The organism is Pleomorphomonas koreensis DSM 23070 (assembly GCF_000425185.1).
GTDB classification, from domain to species: Bacteria; Pseudomonadota; Alphaproteobacteria; order Rhizobiales; family Pleomorphomonadaceae; genus Pleomorphomonas; species Pleomorphomonas koreensis.
In genome coordinates this window covers 1-18,937 of record NZ_AULH01000029.1, presented here as the reverse complement: position 1 = coordinate 18,937, position 18,937 = coordinate 1, and the positions used below count along the sequence as shown (strand labels likewise).

Annotated in this window: 21 protein-coding genes; 14 read left to right on the top strand and 7 right to left on the bottom strand. The window is 60.3% G+C overall.

Going from position 1 to position 18,937, the window contains the following annotated elements:
* Positions 1-93 precede the first annotated feature (93 nt).
* The 5 genes from H512_RS0118785 to repA form a co-directional block, all read right to left on the bottom strand.
* The gene (locus H512_RS0118785; RefSeq protein ID WP_342663975.1) at positions 94-1,314 is read right to left on the bottom strand and encodes a DUF3991 and toprim domain-containing protein; all 1,221 of its coding nucleotides are present in this window, start codon (positions 1,312-1,314) and stop codon (positions 94-96) included.
* Complete coding sequence (locus H512_RS0118780; RefSeq protein WP_026784750.1) at positions 1,277-1,462, bottom strand: hypothetical protein; 186 nt, start codon at positions 1,460-1,462, stop codon at positions 1,277-1,279. Before H512_RS0118780 ends, H512_RS0118785 begins: the two co-directional genes overlap by 38 nt.
* A 465-nt stretch (positions 1,463-1,927) precedes the next feature.
* On the bottom strand, positions 1,928-3,133 hold the full coding sequence (repC, locus tag H512_RS0118775) for a plasmid replication protein RepC (protein ID WP_026784749.1): 1,206 nt from the start codon (positions 3,131-3,133) through the stop codon (positions 1,928-1,930).
* Positions 3,134-3,296: 163 nt separating this feature from the next.
* Complete coding sequence (gene repB / locus H512_RS24920) at positions 3,297-4,385, bottom strand: plasmid partitioning protein RepB (protein ID WP_169507180.1); 1,089 nt, start codon at positions 4,383-4,385, stop codon at positions 3,297-3,299.
* On the bottom strand, positions 4,382-5,593 hold the full coding sequence (repA, locus tag H512_RS0118765) for a plasmid partitioning protein RepA (protein WP_169507179.1): 1,212 nt from the start codon (positions 5,591-5,593) through the stop codon (positions 4,382-4,384). Before repA ends, repB begins: the two co-directional genes overlap by 4 nt.
* A 318-nt stretch (positions 5,594-5,911) precedes the next feature.
* On the opposite strand from repA, the gene traI reads away from it, so the two are divergent.
* The 13 genes from traI (at position 5,912) to H512_RS0118705 (ending at position 17,312) form a co-directional block, all read left to right on the top strand.
* A complete protein-coding gene (gene traI, locus H512_RS0118760) occupies positions 5,912-6,541 on the top strand; it encodes an acyl-homoserine-lactone synthase (protein ID WP_026784747.1) in 630 nt (209 codons plus the stop codon).
* 14 nt (positions 6,542-6,555) lie between these two features.
* Positions 6,556-7,524 carry a P-type conjugative transfer ATPase TrbB gene (gene trbB, locus H512_RS0118755; protein WP_026784746.1) on the top strand — a complete coding sequence of 323 codons (969 nt, stop codon included), beginning with the start codon at positions 6,556-6,558 and terminating at the stop codon, positions 7,522-7,524.
* Positions 7,514-7,891 (top strand): TrbC/VirB2 family protein, encoded by a 378-nt coding sequence (locus H512_RS0118750; protein ID WP_026784745.1) that lies wholly within the window; start codon positions 7,514-7,516, stop codon positions 7,889-7,891. The genes trbB and H512_RS0118750 overlap by 11 nt, the downstream gene beginning before the upstream one ends.
* Positions 7,884-8,183, top strand: coding sequence for a conjugal transfer protein TrbD (locus H512_RS0118745; protein WP_026784744.1), 300 nt, complete (start codon positions 7,884-7,886; stop codon positions 8,181-8,183). Before H512_RS0118750 ends, H512_RS0118745 begins: the two co-directional genes overlap by 8 nt.
* Before the next feature lie 10 nt (positions 8,184-8,193).
* The gene (locus H512_RS0118740) at positions 8,194-10,692 is read left to right on the top strand and encodes a conjugal transfer protein TrbE (protein ID WP_026784743.1); all 2,499 of its coding nucleotides are present in this window, start codon (positions 8,194-8,196) and stop codon (positions 10,690-10,692) included.
* On the top strand, positions 10,689-11,501 hold the full coding sequence (gene trbJ / locus H512_RS0118735; protein WP_084798611.1) for a P-type conjugative transfer protein TrbJ: 813 nt from the start codon (positions 10,689-10,691) through the stop codon (positions 11,499-11,501). Before H512_RS0118740 ends, trbJ begins: the two co-directional genes overlap by 4 nt.
* Positions 11,495-11,713, top strand: a complete 219-nt coding sequence (locus tag H512_RS27920) for a DUF2749 domain-containing protein (RefSeq protein ID WP_084798610.1) — start codon at positions 11,495-11,497, stop codon at positions 11,711-11,713. The genes trbJ and H512_RS27920 overlap by 7 nt, the downstream gene beginning before the upstream one ends.
* Complete coding sequence (gene trbL / locus H512_RS0118730; protein ID WP_026784741.1) at positions 11,707-12,909, top strand: P-type conjugative transfer protein TrbL; 1,203 nt, start codon at positions 11,707-11,709, stop codon at positions 12,907-12,909. Before H512_RS27920 ends, trbL begins: the two co-directional genes overlap by 7 nt.
* Before the next feature lie 20 nt (positions 12,910-12,929).
* On the top strand, positions 12,930-13,589 hold the full coding sequence (gene trbF / locus H512_RS0118725; RefSeq protein ID WP_026784740.1) for a conjugal transfer protein TrbF: 660 nt from the start codon (positions 12,930-12,932) through the stop codon (positions 13,587-13,589).
* A 51-nt stretch (positions 13,590-13,640) separates the two neighbouring features.
* Positions 13,641-14,450 (top strand): P-type conjugative transfer protein TrbG, encoded by an 810-nt coding sequence (trbG, locus tag H512_RS0118720; RefSeq protein WP_053240058.1) that lies wholly within the window; start codon positions 13,641-13,643, stop codon positions 14,448-14,450.
* Between the two features lie 4 nt (positions 14,451-14,454).
* Positions 14,455-14,934, top strand: a complete 480-nt coding sequence (trbH, locus tag H512_RS0118715) for a conjugal transfer protein TrbH (RefSeq protein ID WP_036792695.1) — start codon at positions 14,455-14,457, stop codon at positions 14,932-14,934.
* 12 nt (positions 14,935-14,946) lie between these two features.
* Positions 14,947-16,278 (top strand): IncP-type conjugal transfer protein TrbI, encoded by a 1,332-nt coding sequence (gene trbI / locus H512_RS0118710; RefSeq protein WP_026784737.1) that lies wholly within the window; start codon positions 14,947-14,949, stop codon positions 16,276-16,278.
* A gap of 332 nt (positions 16,279-16,610) precedes the next feature.
* Positions 16,611-17,312 (top strand): autoinducer binding domain-containing protein, encoded by a 702-nt coding sequence (locus H512_RS0118705; RefSeq protein WP_026784736.1) that lies wholly within the window; start codon positions 16,611-16,613, stop codon positions 17,310-17,312.
* Here H512_RS0118705 and H512_RS26560 read toward each other — a convergent pair.
* Entirely contained in the window at positions 17,305-17,634 is a 330-nt protein-coding gene (locus H512_RS26560) for a transcriptional repressor TraM (protein ID WP_084798609.1), read from the bottom strand. The genes H512_RS0118705 and H512_RS26560 overlap by 8 nt on opposite strands.
* 732 nt (positions 17,635-18,366) lie before the next feature.
* On the opposite strand from H512_RS26560, the gene H512_RS0118695 reads away from it, so the two are divergent.
* Positions 18,367-18,642, top strand: a complete 276-nt coding sequence (locus tag H512_RS0118695) for a hypothetical protein (RefSeq protein WP_026784735.1) — start codon at positions 18,367-18,369, stop codon at positions 18,640-18,642.
* Here H512_RS0118695 and H512_RS0118690 read toward each other — a convergent pair.
* The coding region (locus tag H512_RS0118690; protein ID WP_026784108.1) for an IS5/IS1182 family transposase at positions 18,632-18,937 on the bottom strand (306 nt) is incomplete at its 5' end. The genes H512_RS0118695 and H512_RS0118690 overlap by 11 nt on opposite strands.

Genomic DNA, 18,937 nt, shown 5'->3' with positions numbered 1-18,937 from the left:
CCGATCCTTTTTTCTCCGGGTCTTCGTGACCCCTTCCCCGTCGCCGCCTCTCCGCCCGGGCGGGTCAAGGGACGGCGCCAGCCGGGCGAAGCTTCACCCTTGACGCGACCGGCGGACATGCGGCAGGACTCCTGCTGACTTCCCTCCTTCTGCTTTTTCCCGACCCTTCCTGCTCGCCATCCTAGCCCGCAGAGCATCATTCCAATCCTCTGCAGGCGGCTTGAGCCGGAGCCAGTCGCAACCCGTAGCGTCGGCGATTTCCCTCAACCGGGCGGCAAAGACTTCCCCTTGCGTATTGGCATCCGTCGCCGCGACAAGCTGGGCGCCCGACCGACGGGCCAGTGAGCGTACGGACGCCGCCGTTGTCGGGGACCAGCCGCCTCCAGTGCTGAGATAAAGGCTTTCCTTACGGAAGCCTTCGAGACTTGCGAGGCTCATGGCGTCAATCGCCGCCTCGGTGACCACAAGCCGGAGGCCGTCAAGCACTCCGAGCCTGAACAGTATCTTGGCGCCGCCGCTGGCAAAACCGCGCCAGTCCGGTCCGCGCTCCTCCCAGCCGGTCACGATCCCATTATCGTCGACATGAGCCGCCCACATGCTGCCATGTGGCCCCTCTCGCAGGACATTCTGATCCGTCGCCACACGGAGAACTTGCTCGGAAATTCCCCTGATGTCCCGGAGATAGTTCCATGTCGCCGAGCCGCGCCAGGGCGGTCGACGCACCCACCATCGCTCCGCCAAAGACATCGTGTTTTCCCGCGACCGTAACGGCCGCGCCCATCGCGGCTCCTGCGGGGTAAACCCGACAAGATCGGCGGCTAAGGCGAGCGCGCCTGTGAACGAAATACCTTCTAGATGCCGGATCAGGGAGAGTACATCACCCTTGGCGTCCGATAACGGGTCAAACCAACCTTTGCCATCATGAATGACGATGATGATGTCGTCGCCTCGGCGGAACTTGATCGCCCGGCGGGTGCTCTCCCCTATGTCGATGGCAAAGCCCGCTTTCTCCAGCATCACAGAGCATTCCACCCTCCCCTTTAGTTCCTCGATTTCTCGTGCTTCCATGGTCTTTCCAGACGCGCCGCGCCTGCCCTTTTTGAGTTCACTTGGATCTTCGCGCGTTTCGCGCGACACGGCCGTCAGTCCGCGAAGGGCGAGCCTTGCCAAGGGCGCGAGTGATGCAACTAACGAAATAGGGAGTGGAATTGCGCGCGGCGGCAGCCTCCCTTGGTCAGCGCCGCCCGCAAGCGGCACCAGGCAGACCAATGCCGGCTCAATGAGCCGGCCGGAACATGTGCGGATCGAACTCATTGATGACATCCAAGTCGTCATCGGCATCGAGTTCGTTGGACGGCAGAACACCGTATTCCGAGCCTGATTTGAACAGTGTGACCGGGACCATCAGGATGCGGGCGAGCTGAAATGCGTGTTGTTGAGCAACAGCGAGGTCGTGTGACATTTGAAGGGCTCCACCGGGAGCGGGCCAACTCCCGCTCGATGGCTCCCCGAAAGAACTGAGATCGGTCGCGGTCATCGCGAAAGCAAAGCGGCAGCGACGGCACGCTGGCGTAGCCGACCCCGAAGCGGGTTGATCGGAAAAGATCCGGATCAGTTCAGCACGCCATCGCATGAAGTGCGGGATTGGGCAGGTCTCGCAGGACGCTCGTGGAACAGCACGCCAACAAGAACTGAACTGGAAACAAGCAGGCGCTTGCCAGTATCATCTCACTGGCGGAAGGAATTTGGAATCCGGCGGTGACACGCCGCTCGTCCGACCTGCTGGCCGTCGGCGCCAATCCGCAACAGAAGGCTGCCTTTCCGAACGCCCCACTCATCTGAGACCGCCGAAGTCCAGCGCCTTTTGTATGGAATAGTGTCTCAGTTGAGACACCTCGGAAGCGGAACCATTTACGCATGATACCCGTCATGTTGCCATCTGCGCTTTCGCCCTCTGCCGTAGCAGTGACACGACGATAGGGCCAGGCGAGAACTGCCCACTGCGCGCCCTCGATGAAAGGCTTCGCAAGTAGCCACCAGGCGAGGCGATGGATTCCGCCCGTTGCAGAATGGTCACCACTGTCACCGCTGCTCCGCTCTCGCCCATGCTCCCGACGGCTTCCTCCCAGGCATCCGGCGAGATGCCGAGGGCGGGGCGGACGGCTTCGGCAGCTCGCACCAAGTCCTCCCACGACCGGACCTTACCCGCAGCCCAATCACGTAAACTCGGACATGCCGCAAGCACGGTGGGAAGATCGATCCTCGGTGGTTCGTTGGGATGCGAACCTTGCCCTGCGGTTGCTGAAGCACCCCTCCCCTCGGCTTTGATCTCTGGCCCAGTCGCCTGCACCTTTTCCCGGGGCAGTTCAGATTCATGAAAGTGTGGATTTGAATCCTGTATGTGACGCTCAGTCCGAGTCACATTGCCGCTCGGATTCCTGGATTTAATAAGAATTGCCAGCGCCTTATCGGCTTCCGCCTTCAACATGCCGAGATCGAAGGCCAAATCTTCAAGTTCCGTGAGAGATGCCGTCCGGGAGGGAGCGGGGGGAATGGGCCGCACGGTCACTGCGGCGCCTTCGTTGACAAGGCACCCGACCGTCCCGGCAATGTCTCTGCGCAGCAAGGTGATCTTTTCTCTCGTCTCCTTGAGAAGCCTGCGATCACGAGCCATCTCGGCAGCCATGCATTCGAGTTCAGCCGCCCTGACGACAAGCGGCGTGAGCTCAAACCCGAAGGCGAGGGCAATCGTACCGTCATCGCCCTTGCGGGCATACCGCTTCCCGTTCGGACTGTCGCGCCGGATGACGAGCCCTCTCTCGACGAGCTGGGCGATATGCCTCCGGAGCGTCGGCGCGGCCATCCCATGCGCACGGGCAGAAAGCGTGGCATTTGATGGGAAGACGACCTCCCCGACCTTGATCTCATCGCCTTGAACAAATGACAGCATGGCATGAAGCACCGCCACAGCACGGTCAGAGACACCAAGCCGCGTGCGGGCATCAGAGATCGACCGCAGGACGGCCCATTTTGAGGCTTTGGTTTCTTGCGGACAAGCCGCAGCCGTTGCCTGCACGATCGCTTGCGCGACCGTCAGGCGTCCCCCAAAGGGGGCGCTAGAGATATGATTCACAGTTCCTTGTCCTCTTGTGCGAAGACAAAGTTAGAGGGATCACCCGTTTGGGCGTTCCGTGGTCTTGACGACTATGTCCGGGAGCAGTTATCTCTGTCGTTGCTACACATCAGAGATGGGGCTTCCGGCGGAAACGTTGGTGGCCCCTTTTCCTTTGTCCGTGTCACTCCTCTGGGGTATTTCCGACCGATGTGCCGGAAACACTAGCTGATTCTGGGTTCCGCGTTGGGTCCCCGGTTTGAGCAGAGAACTCGGCGTGCAGCGCGGGTACGCGCTCGGCAAGCCAAGTTCCGAAATCCACGTCCTCAAGTTTCAGCGTCGCCGCCCTAGCGCCACGAACGAACGACCCCACTGTACGGCCGCCCGGCAGGGACAGCGGAGCCGCGGAGAGCCGCGACATATGAGCCGGCCGGAACACCTCGGTATCCGGCGCGGCGGCCATCAGAATGGTCTCGAAGCGCTCGTCCGAAGGAAGCGAGGAAAAAGCCGGGGTGGAGAGGGCAGAGCGAACAGCGGGCGAAACACCATTCGCCAAACGGTCAGCGAGTTCCAGCCACCTCGGTCGGCCGACCCTGGGCGCGCGTCCGATAGCGTGAATGATGTCGGCCGGAATCTTCCGCGCCGCCGAGATCATTTGGTTCGCGTTCTGACGCTGAATGGAAAGAGCCGCTGCAATTGCCCGCTGCGGGAAACCACGCTCACCGAGCTTCAATGCAAAGACGGCTTGCTCGATCCAGGAGAGGTCCTGGCGAGCCGAGTTTTCGATGCCCTGGGCGAGCACCAGTTGCTCGTCCGTCAGGGGCTTAACAACGGCACGAACCGTTAGCCCGAGTTCAGCCGCAGCTCGAAGCCGACGATGGCCGTAAGCAGCCTCGTAACGGTCCGGATCAGTCGGGTGCGGTCGGACCAAGATAGGAACCTGCTGCCCATTCTCGGCAATCGACGCCTTTAGCGTGCCGAACGCCTCGGCATTGTCATCTTCCATGCGGTCAGCGTGGGGCGAAGGCTGCACGAGGCTCACATCGAGCTCGATGACCTGCGCACCAGACGCGACCAGCCTGCGAAGCTCTTCGGCTTCGCGTTCAGCCCTCGTCAGCGTGCTCTCCAGAGTTTTGATGCTGCCGGAAGGCATGTGCTTTAGCGCCCGCGTTGATTTGTCGGCCTTATCGGCCAGGGAGGGGGCACCCGAGACATCTTCCTCGTCGTCAATCAGCCCGAGAATACCCCGGCTGCGATCACGCTGCTTGCTCATGTGCGCCCCCATGACTTGGTGAGCAGGCTCTCAATCTCCTCGCAAACCCCGTTCATCGACTCTAGGGCGCGGTCGTAGGTACCACGGCCGACATCGGCGCGGTCGATTTCATAGATCGTCCGACGAAAGAGCCCAGCGCTCGAAATGGCTGCCGACTGGACGGCCGGGCGTGTCAGCACTTGCTGCTTGAAGAGGGAACGGAGCAAGGAGACGATATCGACCTCCGTTGCGTCGTTCGGGTTGTGCCTGGTGATCAGGAAGTTGATCCAGTCGCGTTGGAACGCACCCCCGCGCTTCTCGACAACGTTGAGCAGGTCAGAAGCCATTAGCAGGAAGGCCGACAAGCTCATTACGTCCAGCATGTGGGGGAATACCGGGATCAGAACACCCGTGGCGGCCGTCAAAGCGGAGAGCGTCAGAAAGCCGAGCTGAGGAGGGCAATCGAGCACGACGATGTCGTAGTCGTCCTCGACCTCGGCTAGCACTTCGGCGATCCGGCGGAAAAATGGGGACGTTCCGCGCTGCTGCATGGCAACCGGAACTTCGTGCTCCCACTCCTGGAGTTCAATGGCCCCCGGAATGAGGTCGATGCCCTCGAAATATGTCTCGCGGATTACGTCTCGGATATTGCGGCGATCGTCATCGTAGCGGATCGCGCCGTAGAGACTCTCGTTGTCTCCAAGATCGGTCTCGGGCTGAATGCCGAAGATGGCCGTCATGGAGCCTTGCGGGTCGAGGTCGATAGCCAGCACCCTATAGCCGCGCAGGGCCAAGTAATGAGCCGCCGTCGCACTCGTCGTCGTCTTGCCGGAACCGCCCTTAAAGGAGGCGCAGGCGATGACCTGCAACCTCTCTCCCGGCCGACGACGTGGGAACACCTGAAGCGCGTTCTTAGGACGTGTTCCGGCGAAATGCTGCCGAAGACCATTTATGTCCGCAAGTGAGTACAGCCTCTTGCCGCCAGCACCAAGCTCGGGCTGGGGCCCAATGCCGTCTATGCTAAGCTGCCTGAGATGAGAGTCGCTGATCCCCAGAAGCTTTGAGGCCTCGCCGGAACTGAATTTGCGAAGCTGCTTCCGCGCATCGGGCGCATAAATCTTCTGCCGCATCTTGGAGATTCGTGACGAAAGCACCTCGGCAAGGCGGTCGAAACCCATTTGCTGGGGCACTTCATTCGAAGTGGGGAGCAGGGCGGCTTCTGACGCCATTCCGTGGCCTCCAACGGTATTTGCGCCTTCAAGCGCTTCATTGCCGTCAGAATGAACACGATTCCTCGATTCCGTAAAGAAGTATTGGGTTAACGAAATCCTAATGCTCCCCCTTGGATGGAATCTGCCTCTCAGAACCGAGTGGGGCATAGAGGCTTTCCCTGCTGGCGCGTGGCCCGCAGCCAGCCCCGTATCTCCGACTCGGGACCTAGACTAGTCCACGGCCAGTCCCTCAAGCACTCATACTTTCATTAGTCGTCACGCCACCCCAGACATGGCTTCTTGCGCTCCTCAATTGTCAGATTCGGAGCCAGAAACATGCGAGCGATCGCGATTTCTCCTGAGCATTTTCGGTCCCAGGCCGCCATTCTCGACCGGATGCATCAGATGCGAGCGCGGGTCTTTCATGACCGCCTGAACTGGGACGTGAAGGTTAGGGACGGACGCGAGCGCGACGAGTTGGACCTCTGCCAGCCAACCTACATTCTTGTCGTTGATACGCAGGAAGCAGTGATCGGTGCCGTTCGTCTCCTGCCAGCGACGGGACCGACGCTTCTATCCGTGCTCTTTCCGGAGTTGGGAGAGCAGGGGCTGTTCCGGCCACATGCGTCCATGATCGAGAGTTCGCGCTTTTGCGTAGACACCTCAATTGCTGCAGCACACGAGCCCAGCAGCCAAGCGTTGCACAGCGCGACCTGGACCCTGTTTGCCGCCATCATCGAATGGTCGATGGCCAATGGCTACGACGAGCTGGTCACGGCAACGGACCTTCGGATCGAACGGATCCTGCGGCGGGCCGGCTGGCCAATGGCGCGGATTGGCGAACCCAAACCGATCGGCAACACGAAGGCTGTGGTGGGCTTGCTGCCGACTAACGGGAAAAGCTTCGAGACCGTCAGACCAGCAGGCTATTCGTCGATCCTCCAGTCGACGCGGCGAGCGGCCTAAGCGGGACATCGTCCATGACCCAGCTCCGCTCCCACCCTCGTCTGGTGCGTAAACTCCAGGATGCGCTCGGCGACCAGCTCTGCGTCGCCCTCGACGACCCGGCCGTCGTCGAGATCATGCTCAACCCTGATGGCAAGCTCTTCATCGAACGGCTCGGCCACGGCATTGCTCCAGCGGGTGAGATGACGGCGGCCACTGCCGAGATCGTCATTGGCAGTGTTGCTCATGCCCTGAACTCGGAGGCGGATGACGAGCAGCCGATCATCTCGGGCGAGCTACCGATCGGCGGCCATCGCTTTGAAGGACTGCTGCCGCCCGTCGTGGAGGGGCCAACTTTCACCATCCGTCGCAGGGCATCAAGGCTGATCCCGCTCGCCGATTATGTGAGCGGCAGGGTGATGACCGCCAACCAAGCCGACATCATCCGGAACGCTGTGGCATCAAAACTCAACATCGTCATCTCCGGGGGGACGGGATCGGGCAAGACGACGCTGGCCAATGCAGTGATCGCCGAGATAACCGACGCCGCTCCCGATGATCGCCTGCTTGTCCTTGAAGACACAGCTGAGATCCGGTGCGGCGGAGAGAATGTCGTGGCGCTGCACACCTCGGACACCGTGGACATGGCGCGCCTCCTTAAAAGCACCATGCGATTGAGGCCCGACCGGATCATCGTCGGTGAAGTTCGTGACGGCGCGGCACTCACCCTCCTAAAGGCCTGGAACACTGGACATCCGGGCGGGGTCGCCACCATCCATGCCAACACGGCGGAATCGGCACTACGCCGGCTCGAACAGCTGACGGCCGAAGCGAGCCAGCAGCCGATGCAGGACGTCATCGGGGAAGCCGTCGACCTGATCGTCTCCATCGAGCGAACGCCGAAGGGTCGCATCGTCAGGGATGTCCTTCACGTCGAAAGCTTCTCCGGCGGCCGCTACCAGACCGAATCCTATGCACAAAAGGACCGCGCTCATGTCGCGTAAGACCCTCTTTGCCCGTATTGTCCTTGCTTTCGCCGTCGGGGCAACACTCAGCTTTCCGGCCTTCGCCTCGTCCGGCGGCAGCCTGCCCTGGGAGGGGCCACTTCAGCAGATCCAACAATCGATCACCGGACCGGTCGCTGGCTTCATTGCGCTCGCCGCTGTCGCGGTCGCCGGCGGCATGCTGATCTTCGGCGGCGAGCTCAACGATTTCGCGAGACGGCTCATGTATGTCGTGCTTGTCGCCGGCATCCTGCTTGGCGCTACCCAGATTGTCGCGCTGTTCGGTGCCACGGGAGCCTCGATCGGCACCGCAGGGGGCGAAAGCATGCCTGGATCAACCGGGCAGGGGGCGGGGGCTGATGGCTAACCTGAGCTCATCCCTCCAGCGCACCCGCATTCACCGCGCCCTGTCACGGCCCAATCTGCTGATGGGGGCCGACCGCGAGCTGGTACTCGTAACAGGGCTCGCCAGCATCATCCTGATTTTCGTCGTGCTGACCTGGATCTCGGCTCTCTTCGGTCTTGCTGTCTGGTCGGTGATCGTGGGGCTCTTGCGCATGATGGCCAAGGCAGATCCGCTGATGCGGCGCGTCTACCTTCGCCACATTACATACCGCCCGCATTATCGCCCGACATCGTCGCCCTGGCGGCGCGCTTGAGGGATCAGTCATGGCTGCGCTTTCCCCCTTCCGCCACCGCGATCCTTCCTTCTCGGATCTCGTGCCCTATGCCGGACTCGTCGCCAATGGCGTCATCCTCCTGAAAGACGGCTCGCTGATGGCAGGCTGGTATTTCGCGGGGCCGGATTCGGAGAGTTCCACCGACGTCGAGCGCAATGAGGTCTCGCGCCAGATCAATGCGGTCCTCGCACGCCTCGGCTCGGGCTGGATGATCCAGGTCGAGGCGTTGCGCATTCCAACAACAGAATATCCGAAAGAAGACGCCTGTCATTTCCCCGATGCAGTTACCCGCGCAATCGACGCGGAACGGCGGGCGCACTTCGAGCAGAAGCGGGGACATTTTGAAAGCCGGCACGCCCTGATTCTGACTTGGCGCCCGCCGGAGCGGCGCAAGTCCAGTCTTGCCCGCTATGTCTACTCAGACGAAGCGAGCCGGACGGCTACCTTTGCTGAAACCGCGCTGCAGTCCTTCAAGACCTCGGTCCGCGAGGTCGAGCAATATCTCTCAAACGTCATTTCCGTTCAGCGCATGCGCACCCGGGAGATCGTCCAGCGGGGCGGGGAGGGCCGCCCCCGCATTGCCCAGTTCGACGATCTCTTCCAGTTCATCCGCTATTGCGTCACTGCCGAGAACCACCCGGTGCGCCTGCCGGAGGTACCCATGTATCTCGACTGGCTGGTGACGGCGGAATACCAGCACGGCCTGACACCCATGGTCGAGGGCCGCTTTGTCGGCATCGTCGCCATCGACGGCCTGCCGGCCGAGAGTTGGCCGGGCATTCTCAACAGTCTCGATCGGATGCCGCTCACCTATCGCTGGTCGAGCCGCTTCATGTTCCTTGATGAGCAGGAGGCACGCGACCGGCTCGAGCGCACACGCAAGAAATGGCAGCAGAAGGTCCGCCCCTTCTTCGACCAACTCTTCCAGACCCAATCGCGCTCTGTCGACCAGGACGCCATGGCCATGGTCGCGGAGACAGAGGACGCCATCGCGGAAGCGGCCTCCCAGCTGGTGGCTTATGGCTATTACACCCCGGTCGTCGTACTGCATGACAGTGATGCCGAGCGCTTGCGAGAGAATTGTGAAAGCGTCCGCCGGGTTGTCCAGGCCGAGGGGTTCGGGGCACGCGTCGAGACGCTGAACGCCACCGAGGCCTTTCTCGGCAGCCTCCCCGGCAACTGGTACGCCAATATCCGCGAACCGCTGATCAACACACGCAATCTCTCGGATCTCCTACCGCTCAACTCCGTCTGGTCGGGGAGCCCCGTAGCACCATGCCCGTTCTATCAGCCGGGCTCGCCGCCACTCTGCCAAGTCGCGTCCGGCTCGACCCCATTCCGGCTGAACCTTCACGTCGACGACGTCGGCCACACGCTGATCTTCGGGCCAACGGGCTCGGGCAAATCAACCCTGTTGGCGCTGATCGCGGCTCAGTTCCGTCGCTATGATGGCGCGCAGATCTTCGCCTTCGACAAGGGCCGCTCGCTCATGCCGCTGACGCTCGCCGCGGGCGGCGATCACTATGAGATCGGAGGAGACAGCGACGGCGAACCGAGAGCCTCACTTTCGTTCTGTCCACTCGGCGAGCTCTCAACCGATGGCGACAAAGCCTGGGCGACGGACTGGCTGGAAATGCTGGTCGCTCTGCAGGGCGTCACCATCACACCGGATCATCGCAACGCCATTGCCCGCCAGGTCGACCTGATGGCCAACGCACCGGGCCGTTCGCTCTCCGATTTCGTGTCGGGGGTGCAGATGCGCGAGATCAAGGACGCACTCCACGCCTACACCGTCGATGGGCCCATGGGTCATCTCATGGATGCGGAACGGGACGGGTTGACGCTTCAGTCCCTCCAAACCTTCGAGATCGAAGAACTGATGAACATGGGGACACGCAACCTCGTCGCCGTGCTCGCCTATCTTTTCCGGCGGATCGAGAAGCGCCTGACCGGTGCGCCAAGCCTGATCCTGCTCGACGAGGCGTGGCTGATGCTCGGCCACCCCCTCTTTCGCGACAAGGTCCGCGAGTGGCTGAAAGTGTTGCGCAAGGCAAACTGCGCCGTCGTGCTCGCCACCCAGTCAATCTCAGATGCCGACCGTTCCGGTATCATCGACGTCCTGAAGGAATCTTGCCCGACCAAGATCTGTCTGCCGAATGGCGCGGCGCGCGAACCCGGCACCCACGAGTTCTATGAAAAGCTCGGCTTCAACGAAAGGCAGATCGAGATCATCGCCTCAGCCATTCCGAAGCGGGACTATTACGTCACCTCCACCGACGGCCGGCGCCTCTTCGACATGGCGCTCGGTCCCGTGGCGCTCGCCTTTGTCGGCGCCTCAGGTCGCGACCATCTCAAACGCATCCTCGAGTTCAAGGCCATCCATGGAGCCGACTGGCCGGCGCGCTGGCTCGAAGCGAGGGGCATTGCCCATGCGCGTCAGCTGCTTGAGGCCAAGTTGATCAAACCACATGCGCAGAGGGCACAATGACGAGACCTCATGAGATTCGACGCTCGATCGCGAGTCGCCGCATCCTTTCGGCCGCGCTCATCTTGTCGATGTCGTGCGGGCAGGGCCAGGCCGGCGGCGGGCTCACCGGCGGAGCGACAGAATGGACTCAGATCCTGAACAATGGCGAACTGGTCCACCTCGTCGGCCAGTCCTCGCAGCAGATCAACAATCAGATCACCCAGATCTCGCAGCTCGCCGAGCAGATCCAGAACCAGCTTCGCATTTATCAGAATATGCTGCAGAACACCGCGCAGCTGCCGACCCACGTCTGGGGAGAGGTCCAGGGCGACCTCAACCAGTTGCGCTCGATCGTCAATCAGGGGCAGGGCATCGCCTTTTCCATGGGGAATGTCGATGACGTTCTCAAATCACGCTTCCAGAGCTACGCCGACTTCAAGACCAACCTGCCGAGCGGGTCTAGTTTCTCGTCATCCTATCAGACCTGGTCGGCGACCAATCGCGACACGATCTCGGGAACGCTAAAGGCCGCAAACCTTACCGCCGACCAGTTCAGCAGCGAGGAGGCGACCATGTCGCAGCTGCGCTCGATGTCGGAAGGCGCCGATGGCCAGATGAAGGCACTGCAGGTCGGCCATGACATCGCCGCCCAAGAGGTGGCGCAGATGCAGAAGCTGCGCGGTCTTGTCTCCCAGCAGATGACCATGATGGCGACCTGGTACCAATCCGAGCAGGCCGAAAAGGATCTGTCTCAGGCTCGCCGCGAGGAGTTCTTCAAATCGACCGCGCCATCGATCTCCGGCGGGCAGGAGATGCGTCCGAGATGGTGAACCGCACTCTCATCTACACCACTGTTATTGCGAGCTTGCTCTCGGCCTCGATCGTCGGGGCGATCAGTTGGCAGATTGCAGGTTCGAGAACCTGCATCCAGGGCAACGCTCCCGCCCAACCAACGGCATCGACCGACAAGCGGCAAAGCGACTTCTTCAAATCGAAGGGCCCACCCCTTACCGGTGGCCAGGAAATGAGGCCACGATGGTAGCAGTCGTGAGGCCCGCGGCCCTGAACTCGGCATTCGCTGCGGCGGCGTGTGCCGCCGTTATCATTCTCATCGCTTCTTTCCCCGCCCTTGCCGCCGACGGCAGCGTGCTCACCACCTTAGAAAATCAGGTAGTGACAGCAGCCAAGGGCTGGGAGAACACCATCATGGATGCGGCGCGGTCGCTGTTCTGGATCCTCGCCGGAATCGAGATCGGAATTGCCGCCGTCTGGCTCGCCCTGCAGGCCGCCTCGCTCGATGCCTGGTTCGCCGAGCTCGTCCGACGCATCATGTTCGTCAGCTTCTTCGCTTTCGTCCTCGACAGGGGGCCTGCACTGGCGAAGGCGATCGTCGACAGCCTGTTCCAGATCGGTGCCGGAGGCGGATCGGCCTCGCCAGCCAATGTTTTCAATGCCGGGCTTACCGTCGCCGCGAAGATGTCGGAGAAAATCTCCTTCGGTGTGTTCCAGGACAATGCGCTGGCGCTGTCAGCCTCGCTTGCTATGATCGTCAGCGTGATCGCCTTTTCGTTGGTTGCTGCGATCTTTCTCTCGGTCCTCGTCGAAATGTATGTCGGGCTCCTCGCGGGCATGATCCTGCTTGGCCTCGGCGGCTCGTCCTATACGAAGGATTTCGCGATCCGCTATCTCGTCTATGCCTTCTCGGTCGGCATGAAGCTGATGGCGCTGGTCATGATCGCCAAGATCGGCTCGGATGTGCTGATCGGGCTCGCGAGCGATGCGACCATCGGTGACCAGTATCAGACCGCTCTGGCGATCGCTGGCATAGCCGTCGTCGTCTTCGTCATTGCCATGTATGTGCCAACCCTCATCCAGGGCGTGGTGCAAGGCGCCTCCGTCACCGGCGGCATGGAGTCGATCCGCCATGGTGGTCAGGCCGCGAGTTTCGCGGCAGGCGGAGCGGCGCTTGCCTGGGGTGGGGCGAGGGCGGGAGTGTCCTCCTACACATCGGCGCGCGCAGGCGGCTCTTCCGTCGGCAGCGCCGCGCTCTCCGGACTGAGAGGGGCCGCCTCCACCGGCAGTGCCGTTGCGTCGGCCGCGAGGGACAAAGCCATCGGTTCGCCGGGCGCCTATTCTGGATCTCTCCTTGGGCTGGCCAACGCCAAGCTGGATCAGGGGCAATCGGCCGGGCAGGGGCGTCCGGCTTCGCCGCCGCCACCACCAAAGCATCAACATTGACTTCATGAAGGAGCCCCGCCGTGGCCGAGCATTACCCCGACAATCCCTATCTCGCCGCCCGGCAGGAATGGACCGAACGCTATGGCTCCTTTGTTCGCGCCGCCTCTGCTTGGCGCCTCGTTGGCATCGTGAGCCTGTCACTGGCGACCCTCAGCACCGGCTATGCTCTCTACCAGAGCACCAAGGTCAAGCTCGTTCCCTATATCGTCGAGGTCGACAAGCTAGGCTCCGCCGTCAATGCCGGTTTTCCAGCGCAAATCGAATATGCCGATCCACGCGTCGTGCGGGCAAGCTTGGCCGCCTTCGTGACGAACTTCCGGTCGGTCACACCTGATGCGGTTGTCCAGAAGCAATATATTGACCGCACCTACGCCCTCTTGCGCACCTCTGATCCGGCGACTGAAAAGATCAACAACTGGTTTCGCTCATCCTCCCCCTTCGACAAGGCAAAGACGGCAACGGTCGCCATCGAAGTGAACAATGTTGTGCCGCTCTCCGGGCAGTCGTTCCAGATCGACTGGACCGAATATGAGCGTGACCGCAAGGGTAAGGAGGTCGCCACGCGTCGCTTTCGCGGCATCGCCAACGTCGTGCTGATCCCGCCCCAGGACGAAAGCGTCATCCGCCTCAACCCGATCGGTCTGTATCTCAAGGATTTTGACTGGACCGCCCAGATCTGAAAGGCCCCGCCCACCATGAAGGCGAATACCACCACACCCAGCGCGGTGAGGATGCGCTCCTTGCTGGCCCTTACGCTCATTTGTCCGTTCGTCCTTCAACTGCGGGCCGAGGCGCAATCGATGAGCTTCAAGGAAACGAAGGGCGTGGAGATCTCCGGACAATGGCGCGGCCAAACCGGACTGATTACCAAAGGCCCGGACGGCAAGGTCATCTTTCTCTATGGCGAGGTTCAGCCCTCGGTTATCTGTTCGCCGCTCCAGGTCTGCGACATCGAGCTCCAGGGTGGAGAAATTGTCCGTGACGTGCTGGTCGGCGACACGGTGCGCTGGAAAGTGGAACCGGCAACCTCCGGAGCGACGGGCGGGCAGGCCATCCACCTGATTGTCAAGCCGACCGAGCCGGGACTCCTCACCTCCATGGTGGTGACGACTTCGCGCCGCACCTATCATATCCAACTCAAATCCCATCCAACCCAATATATGGCCCGCGTCGGCTTCGACTACCCGGAAGACGTCTCGTCACGGTTGGCCGACATTAACGCCCGCATCGAGGCGAGCACCATTCCCGGCGCCGGCGTTCCCGCCGATCAGTTGAACTTCGGCTACTCGATTTCAGGTAGCGCCCGCTTCCGGCCGACACGCGTCTACACCGACGGTACCAAAACCTACATCCAGTTCCCCGAGTCCGTCGCCGCCCGCGAGGCCCCAGTACTCTTCGTCGTCTCAGGAGGTCAGAACTGCATCGTCAACTACCGCATGAAGAGCAATATGATGATCGTCGATTTCGCGGTCGACAAGGCGATCCTGATCTCCGGCGTTGGCTGGAACCAGGAAAAGATCACCATAAAGAGGGGAGGGTGATCGGATGACGACGTGTCTCTTCGTCCGCCCCTTGTTCGCCAGAACGCTCGTGGTCGTCATGGCCGCCGCACTTGTCTCGGGCTGCGCCGGGCTCGGGCTCGACGCGTTTGGAACCAGCGGCGTTGTCGCAAGCACGGCTCCGACCGAGATGACGACAATGGCGGCGTCCGCCATCGCCGGGGATCTCGTGCCGCGCCTTGCCGAACAGCTTGGGCAGGGCAAAGCGATCATCGTCCTGAAGCCAGACAGCTCGGCCTTCGGCGCTGCGCTCGAGGCCGCGCTCCGCACCTGGGGGTTTGCCGTCACGATGGAGGAGAAAGTAAAGGATCAGAGCGGTATCCGCCTCGCCTATGTGGTGGCGCCTGTTGACGGCCAGATTCTCGTCCGTTTCTCGACGAGTTCGCTGGAGATTGGCCGGATCTACGCCACCTCGGGCACGGGGGCGATCCCGGCCAGTCCCATCTCCGTCATGCAGCGCGGGTAGGAGAGGGGATCAATGGTTCAATCACTCAAGCTTGGCGGCTCTGGACAAGGGCGCAGCGACAATCAGAAGCCCGGGGCCGGCATCCGCCGGCTCAACCGTCTGCCCGTCATCATCGCTATTGCGCTCGCCGTGGCCTTTTTCGCTGTGGTCCTTTTCGGTCTGACGTCGCGCGGCCTCGTCTTCCGTGATCGTGGCGACCAAAACGCCAACGGAGGCCTGCCCGCATCAACCTTTGCCGACCAGATGAAACGCGGTGTCACTGACGGGATCATCGGTGAGCCTCAGCCGCCGACTGTCAGTGCCGCTGCTTCCGCCAATGATCCGCATGAAGCAAAGCCGAACCCGTTCAGATCCGAGACAAAGCAAGCGGAAGACCCAACCCGTCAGAACGAGTTGGAATCCGAAGCGGCCTGGCGAGCGAGGCTTATGCGGGAGCAGCAGGAACAGATTTTCCGCGAGCAGCAGCGCCAACGAATGGCCCGTCTCCAGGCGGCCAATGTGGCGCTCGACTCCCCGCTTGCTGTCAGTACCGACAAGCTGAAGGCTGCGGTCACGGATCCAGGGCAGACCAACGCAGGCGGTCAGGCCGCTCTTTCCGGGCGAACAGCAGCTTCGTCTGCCGCCGATCTCTACGGCACCGCCCTTCAAGCCGGCCTCAATGGCCAGAATGCGGACCCGAACGGGCAGCGCAACAAGGAAGTCTTCTTCAACTCCGATCTCGCGAAACTCGGCTATCTGCCGAACCAAGTGGTAGCCCAGCAATCACCTTATGAGCTGAAGCGAGGATCAGTCATCCCTGCAACGCTCATCACCGGCATAAACTCCGATCTGCCGGGGCGGATCACCGCCCAGGTTAGCCAGAACGTCTACGACAGCGCGACCGGCTATCGGCTGCTCATCCCGCAAGGCACTCGGTTGATGGGCCGCTATGACAGCAAGGTCGCTTTCGGCCAATCCCGCGTCCTTGTCGTTTGGACCGACATCATCTTCCCGAACGGTTCAACCCTGCAGATTGGCGGCATGGCCGGAACCGACGCCGAAGGCTATGGCGGCTTCAACGATCAGCTCGACAACCATTATTTCAAAACCTTCGGATCGGCGGTGCTGCTGGCTTTGATCGGCACCGGAGTGGATATGGCCGTCCCGGAAAACTCGACGCTAGCAAATCAGACCACCGCGTCGGACGCAGTCCGGCGCAACTTTGCCGAGACTTTCGGCCGCGTTACCGAGCGAACGATTTCAAAAAATCTCGACATACAGCCTACGATCGCAATAAGACCTGGGTTTAGGTTCAACGTTCTGGTCGATCAGGACATCGTCTTCCCGGGAGAAAGTACTAACTAGAATTATGTATGTCTCATATTCCCATATTCCACACTGGACGATAGTGTATTAAGTGATGAGGAACTACCGCATTAATTCTTAAATTTTGCGGATATTACTCACTTTTTTCGGCAACAATTAGCCAATATGGGCGTATGCAGCTGCCTAGTATCACCCATGTTTTTGACATATTTAAATTCTCTCTATCTTGAGTAGCATCTTTGCTATAATCACCCTGAGACCAAGGCTAGCGTTCAGGCAGTTTGGCGAGCTGGGCAATGCGGCGTTCCGACGCGTCATCTCAAAAGATGAGTTTGACGTCTACAAAGGCCGCAAGATGGAGACGACGTTCATTGCGGTTATGGTTTCAGAGACTAATTGACAGCCTCGCGGTCATACAGACGGAAGAAACGCTCCGGCAGACAGTTGCAAATCTCATCCAAGACCTTGGCTTTGGTAGCTTCGCCTTCCTGCACGTCGAGCCTTCACGCACAGTCGCCGTCTCGAATTATCCGAGCGCGTGGCAACAACGCTATCTTGAAGGGAACTATCCCGCCATCGATCCCATTGTGAAGACGGCACGTGCCCGCCTCCAACCGTTCACGTGGGGATTGGGCAATCTTCGGTCGGCTAAAACGCGCGCAGTTCGCGGCTTTTATGAAGAGGCTTACGATTTCGGAATTAGGTCCGGGATTAGTATCCCCGTAAGAACAGCATTTCAGCACATCTCGATGCTCACGCTTGCCTCCGATAAACCCTCGCTTAACCTCGACAACGACATTGATCAGATCGCCGCCGTCACGGCAGTCGGCTATCTTCATGCCAAGATTGAGCAACATGACAGCGGTCTTGTTGGGGGTAGTCGTGAACTTACCCCGAAGCAGGCACTTTGTCTTAAGTGGTCGGCCGAGGGTAAGACGATGCGCGACATTGCAGTGCTCGAGAACATGTCGTTCGCGACGGTGAATTTTCACCTGAACAACGCGCGCAAGGCGCTCGACGCCTGCAGTCTGGCACAAGCAACAGCCATTGCCACCAAGCTTGGACTCATTTGAGGTCTACATCGTCAATTCCGCCAATTTCGGGCACATAGCCAAGCACGTCGAGCAGAGTGGAAAGGCATGCTTGTTGGGCGTGGCACTCGATCATAGCGCTAATGTAGGCCAGACGAGCGGAACCAAAGGCCTCACGGCCACTCGCTTGGTCCCGGAGTTCTGCCGAGCGGAGCTCAGCGACATCACGAAGGAAGCGATGACGCAGCATCGCTTCCATTACGATCGACTCTAATACGCTTTTCGGAAGCACCTTTGTTAAGCCAACAATTGGCTTGATTTCAGTTCTATTTTTGCAGTTAGCACGTCCGGCGTTTTCTTCCATTGATTTGCTTCTGAGGTATGTCCACGGTTCGCCCCCGCCGACGTTATCCCTTGACCCCAAGCCGGGGGTTAGAAAACCGAACACAGTCGGCCCCTGAGACCTTTAGCACCGAGGCACCTGGACATATGTCTCAGGCCCCCGGCCAAACGGCCAGAGGATCCGATGTCGTAACGGCCGACATCAGCCGCTGTGTTCGAAGTTTCTACGCTTCGGGACGGCGCGTACCGTCCTAGACCTGTTATAGCTCCAAGGTTGGGCGCCGACAATCTTGGTTTCCCCTCCGGACATCAACGGCTCGGTATAACGTGACAGCGCGGAACATTGGTGTCGTCGTCACGAATCGCCCGGCAGTTGTGCTGGAGCGTCGGTCGAGACGCCGTCCGACAGCCGTCATCTGCTTATTGGCAAGACCAATGGGGCCTTTGCGATATATGGCAGATCGGCGAGAACTATAGTGTTTATAACGTCTGCCCTAGGGGCGGACACATTTCTAGATAATTGAATGTTTTCACTGCTATCGATCTGCATATTTATGATGTGATAAGTATATCTTTATTGATTCTCTAATTTTAATTATAAATACTTAGAATTTTTCGACACATGAGCGACTAGGTGTGATTACTTAAAAAGCAATTTTGTTGCTCGATTTTTGCGCGAGAATGACAAAAGTTACCGTTCGTCAACAATCGAAGGGGTACCCAATCCGTACACTTTTCAATGAGATGGAACGACATGCCCTTTGTCAACGTCCGCAGCAAACTGCTACACCGGATCATCCTTACCGCGTCGCTTATCGTAGTGGTAAGCTTTGCTGTCTTCTCTGCCACGATCTACGTGCTGGAGCGCCAGGATCTCCAGGACAATGTCGCCCGTACCCTGGCAACAACCGGAAACAACGTTGCCTCCGGCACCGGCAACTGGTTTCAGGGGCGCCTGCTGATGGCCAAGCAGGCCGCCGACGCCATCGGTACCTCCAGAGATTCCCTAGGCCGTAGACTCATAAGCTGAGGCACCAGATCCTCGCTGCTATGATTTTGAGGGCGGCCATGTAGTTCTCGGGCCGTTTGTCGTAGCGCGTGGCGATGCCTCGGAACTGTTTGATCCGGTTGAAGAACCGTTCCACGAGGTTGCGCTGTCGGTAAACCCATCGAGAGAAAGCGAAGGTGCCTTTGCGGTTGGCCTTTGGCGGGATGTTGGCCCAGGCTTTTCGTTGGGCAGCCTTGGCGCGGATGGCGTTGTTGTCGTAGCCCTTGTCGGCCAGCAGGATGTCACCTTCACCAAGGCCATCGATCAACACTTCGGC

What these genes read in the sequence shown, in the direction of transcription:
- H512_RS0118750 (WP_026784745.1), top strand. Translation starts at nt 7,514, where the DNA reads ATGTCGCGTAAGACCCTCTTTGCCCGTATTGTCCTTGCTTTCGCCGTC.
- H512_RS0118745 (WP_026784744.1), top strand. Translation starts at nt 7,884, where the DNA reads ATGGCTAACCTGAGCTCATCCCTCCAGCGCACCCGCATTCACCGCGCC.
- trbB (WP_026784746.1), top strand. Translation starts at nt 6,556, where the DNA reads ATGACCCAGCTCCGCTCCCACCCTCGTCTGGTGCGTAAACTCCAGGAT.
- H512_RS0118785 (WP_342663975.1), bottom strand. Translation starts at nt 1,314, where the DNA reads ATGAGTTCGATCCGCACATGTTCCGGCCGGCTCATTGAGCCGGCATTG.
- trbJ (WP_084798611.1), top strand. Translation starts at nt 10,689, where the DNA reads ATGACGAGACCTCATGAGATTCGACGCTCGATCGCGAGTCGCCGCATC.
- trbL (WP_026784741.1), top strand. Translation starts at nt 11,707, where the DNA reads ATGGTAGCAGTCGTGAGGCCCGCGGCCCTGAACTCGGCATTCGCTGCG.
- H512_RS0118695 (WP_026784735.1), top strand. Translation starts at nt 18,367, where the DNA reads ATGCCCTTTGTCAACGTCCGCAGCAAACTGCTACACCGGATCATCCTT.
- traI (WP_026784747.1), top strand. Translation starts at nt 5,912, where the DNA reads ATGCGAGCGATCGCGATTTCTCCTGAGCATTTTCGGTCCCAGGCCGCC.
- H512_RS27920 (WP_084798610.1), top strand. Translation starts at nt 11,495, where the DNA reads ATGGTGAACCGCACTCTCATCTACACCACTGTTATTGCGAGCTTGCTC.
- trbG (WP_053240058.1), top strand. Translation starts at nt 13,641, where the DNA reads ATGCGCTCCTTGCTGGCCCTTACGCTCATTTGTCCGTTCGTCCTTCAA.
- trbI (WP_026784737.1), top strand. Translation starts at nt 14,947, where the DNA reads ATGGTTCAATCACTCAAGCTTGGCGGCTCTGGACAAGGGCGCAGCGAC.
- H512_RS0118780 (WP_026784750.1), bottom strand. Translation starts at nt 1,462, where the DNA reads ATGTCACACGACCTCGCTGTTGCTCAACAACACGCATTTCAGCTCGCC.
- repA (WP_169507179.1), bottom strand. Translation starts at nt 5,593, where the DNA reads ATGGCGTCAGAAGCCGCCCTGCTCCCCACTTCGAATGAAGTGCCCCAG.
- repB (WP_169507180.1), bottom strand. Translation starts at nt 4,385, where the DNA reads ATGAGCAAGCAGCGTGATCGCAGCCGGGGTATTCTCGGGCTGATTGAC.
- H512_RS0118740 (WP_026784743.1), top strand. Translation starts at nt 8,194, where the DNA reads ATGGCTGCGCTTTCCCCCTTCCGCCACCGCGATCCTTCCTTCTCGGAT.
- H512_RS26560 (WP_084798609.1), bottom strand. Translation starts at nt 17,634, where the DNA reads ATGGAAGAAAACGCCGGACGTGCTAACTGCAAAAATAGAACTGAAATC.
- trbH (WP_036792695.1), top strand. Translation starts at nt 14,455, where the DNA reads ATGACGACGTGTCTCTTCGTCCGCCCCTTGTTCGCCAGAACGCTCGTG.